The following is a 3,003-nucleotide window of genomic DNA, read 5'->3' as shown; positions in this document are numbered from 1 at the left end:
GGCAGGTCTTTCTTGGTGCCGGAGTCGGAGGCCAGCACCTCCATCACCTGGCCCGGTTGAATTTCGGCGATGGATTTTTTGGCCGCCAGGATCGGCCCCGGGCAGGATGTGCCCCTGGCGTCCACAACTTTGTCCGCTTTGATGTTCTTCAGCTCTTCAGGTGTCATCTTGGATCCTCCTTAATCAATTAATTAAATTCAGTGATACCTTACCCGGGTATCGAGAAGTCAAAAATTCCGGCGCCTTAAAATTGTTTAAAATGCCACCGTATCTACATTATAATTGCCACCTGGTTTCTTTACCTATACCCCTACGGGTATCTTAGCATAAAATTACCATACCGGACCCGCCCATGTCAAGCACCAATTTACGTGTTTTTAATAGTTGAACAGCGGAATTATTTAGGCTATAATCAAACTATACCTTACGGGGTATGGTAAAATTCGGGGTATGGTAAAATGCGAGCACCTTCGCACGGGAGAGGGTAGAATATGAAGGAAAAACCAAGCGGCGGAATGAAGCAACCCGGCAACAACAACACCGGAGGATTTGAACCGGGCGGCGGCCATGCCATTGAAAAAGACCCGACCATGCAAAACGAAGTGCTGAGCAGGTTGAAAAAAATCGAAGGACAGGTGCGCGGTGTTCAAAAGATGGTCCAGGAATGCAGGAGCTGTGGCGACATAATGATCCAGCTGGCCGCCATCAAGGCGGCGGTCAACCGTGTGGGCATTACCGTGCTGGCCTGCCACCTGGCCGACCAGATGCAAAAGGACCTGCGCGAGAGCAACGACATCAAGGAATCACTCAAGGAATTCATGAACATATTTAAGAAGTTTTCCTAGGTGCCAGACACTCCTTCGTGCGACACCGCGACACCGGGCCGCGACACCGGGGGGGCGACACCGGGGACGGTTCTTGATTGTCGCAAGATTCTTTTGCGACAGCGAGAAGAACGAAATCGCTTCGCGATGGCCTTAGATAGAGAAAGTTCTTAACCAAAAATTTGACGTAAAATGAAAAAGTATGCCCTTTTTGTGGTATTGTTTAATTGCCCAAACAAAACAACCCAGAAAGGAGCATACTTTTTCTTTCATGATTATACCATGTACAAAGAGTCAAGTACAAACATTTATTAAAACAGCTAAAACAGCCAGGTCTCCTCCTGTCTTCTGATGCAATTAATCAGTAAGCAAAAATCATCAAATTTGTTATAATTATCACAAACAACTAAAGAAGGTGGGACCAATGATAAACAGGATTGTCAAAGGTCCTAATTCACATTAGGGACGGTTCCCAATGTGAATGTGACTTATGAACCATTCACATGCGGAACCGTCCCTAAATGTGACTCGCATACACCGCCTTCGCCAGTTCTTCCAGCACTTTCAGATCATGCAGTCCGTCCAGTTTTTGGGCCGTGGTTTCTCCAGCAAAGTTAAAACGGATATTCAGGTAAGCAACCAGACTGCGCCTGATGCCCTCCGGCCGGCATTCCTCCCGCCTTCTTTACCGATATACCGCAGTTGGATGGACACTTCTCACACCCGGCTATCAGGGATTGACTAATTCTACTGCAGCGACTTGCCCAATCCTTCCCGGAGGATACCTTCAGCCTCTTCCAGCGAGCCGGCAGCAAAAAGCTCCGTCAAAATACGATCCAGTTCTTCCAGGCTGGTCAGTTTCTTGATCTCTCCCTGGACGCGGGTAGGATCCACTCCAAACCTCGCGGCCAGAAATTTACAAATAACTTCCTGTTTCCCTTCAATCTTCCCTTCAATCTTCCCTTCAATCTTCCCTTCAATCTTCCCTTCAATCTTCCCTTCAATCTTCCCTTCAATCTTCCCTTTCTCATGCCAGCTGGTGGTAACCTGCATGATCGCCTCAGCCTCCTTTGGGTCTATTTTATCCAATTCCAGGTAAAACTCCTCTTCTTCCCGGCGGCTCAGTGTCAGATAAGTTTCAAAAAAGCCCGCAATCAGCTCCATCCTCGCCGGGTCCAGCTTCAACCGGACCAGCATGCGCATAAATTCTACTTTTACCCGCACTTTTTCTCCTTCGCCAAAGCCCATTTTGCTCAGCAGGGCAGCAGCTACCGGGTTGTCGCTGTGAATGTATTCCCGCCAGGATAGTTTCTTTAACTCCAGCTTGTAGAAGTGAAAGCGCAGCACGTCCAGGAAGGAAAAGCCCAGTTCAAAGCTGTCCGGCTCATCGCGCCCCTGGTCGTAACTGAAGACGGTTATGGGCAGGATCTTTCGCCGGTATTTTTCGTATAGCCGGCTGAAGTAAATAAACATCCTTTCCTGGAAGTCTTTTTGGATATATGATTGGGGCTCTACGTGGACCAGGATCAACCCCGGTTCTTCTTTCAACCTGGTTTCCACAAGGATGTCTACTATGTGTTTTTCTCCCGCCGTAACGTCAGTAAAGACTTCCTGCTGCAGGAATTTGAGGTGCGTAAAGTCAATGGCCCGGTAGGCGTCGGGAAAGAAGAGCTGGATAAATTCTGCAAAGAAGGTTTCCAGCAGTTCTTTAAAAAGGCGGTCGTGATCAATCTGGTTTTTACTCAATCTGACAACTCCCGTTTTTATTTAGTGGTCCTACGGGCGTAACGACCTGATTAAAGTCTATAATGTAAAGAGCCTGTTTTCAAGTGTTTTTTGCATACTGAGAGGTTGCCTGCCGTGACATAATTAATGCATAATGCCGCAAATCCTTTCCAGGCCCTCCTGTGTTTTGGCTTAGCAACGGACCACCAGCACGGGCTGGGTGTTGGAGGCCCGCACCAAGCCCCAGCCGTCGCCGAACAGCACCCGGGTACCGTCCACGTCAATAACGTCGTATTCGCCCCGGAAACGATCAACCAGCCCGGCCACCATATCCGGCCTCCTGGAGCAGCGCCTGGGCTTCTTTGACGATCCTGGACGCCCTTTCCGAACAGTCGGGAAGATAGGCGCACTCCTCGCCGTCGGCGGCGATAAACACACCATCAAAACCTTTTTC

General features: G+C 49.1%; 4 protein-coding genes and 1 pseudogene. 1 reads left to right on the top strand and 4 read right to left on the bottom strand.

The features are described 5' to 3' along the window. Positions 1-167, bottom strand: a 167-nt coding sequence (locus IT084_RS17485) for a sulfurtransferase TusA family protein (RefSeq protein WP_195714165.1), incomplete at its 3' end; no start/stop codon positions are given. A 324-nt stretch (positions 168-491) separates the two neighbouring features. Between IT084_RS17485 and IT084_RS17480 the strand changes: the two genes are divergently transcribed. After that, positions 492-845 (top strand): metal-sensitive transcriptional regulator, encoded by a 354-nt coding sequence (locus IT084_RS17480; RefSeq protein WP_243277055.1) that lies wholly within the window; start codon positions 492-494, stop codon positions 843-845. 726 nt (positions 846-1,571) lie between these two features. Here the strand turns inward: IT084_RS17480 and IT084_RS17475 are convergent. The 3 genes and pseudogenes from IT084_RS17475 to IT084_RS18350 all read right to left on the bottom strand — a co-directional run bounded on the left by IT084_RS17475 (position 1,572) and on the right by IT084_RS18350 (position 2,985). Beyond that, positions 1,572-2,570, bottom strand: coding sequence for an Rpn family recombination-promoting nuclease/putative transposase (locus tag IT084_RS17475; RefSeq protein WP_195714164.1), 999 nt, complete (start codon positions 2,568-2,570; stop codon positions 1,572-1,574). A 174-nt stretch (positions 2,571-2,744) separates the two neighbouring features. Beyond that, a pseudogene (locus IT084_RS18355) lies at positions 2,745-2,879 on the bottom strand (phosphomannomutase); the annotation flags it as partial. After that, positions 2,860-2,985: a hypothetical protein gene (locus IT084_RS18350; protein ID WP_313885518.1), complete on the bottom strand. Its 126-nt coding sequence runs from the start codon at positions 2,983-2,985 to the stop codon at positions 2,860-2,862. The pseudogene IT084_RS18355 and the gene IT084_RS18350, both read right to left, overlap by 20 nt. Positions 2,986-3,003: the final 18 nt, after the last annotated feature.

Source organism: Desulfallas sp. Bu1-1, assembly GCF_015594625.1.
Taxonomy (GTDB): Bacteria; Bacillota; Desulfotomaculia; order Desulfotomaculales; family Desulfallaceae; genus JADNRQ01.
Note: the sequence above shows the minus strand (reverse complement) of the source record. Positions and strands in the feature narration are given on the sequence as shown.

Excerpts from the sequence above, each read along its gene's own strand:
- IT084_RS17480 (WP_243277055.1), top strand. The coding sequence starts at position 492 with ATGAAGGAAAAACCAAGCGGCGGAATGAAGCAACCCGGCAACAACAAC.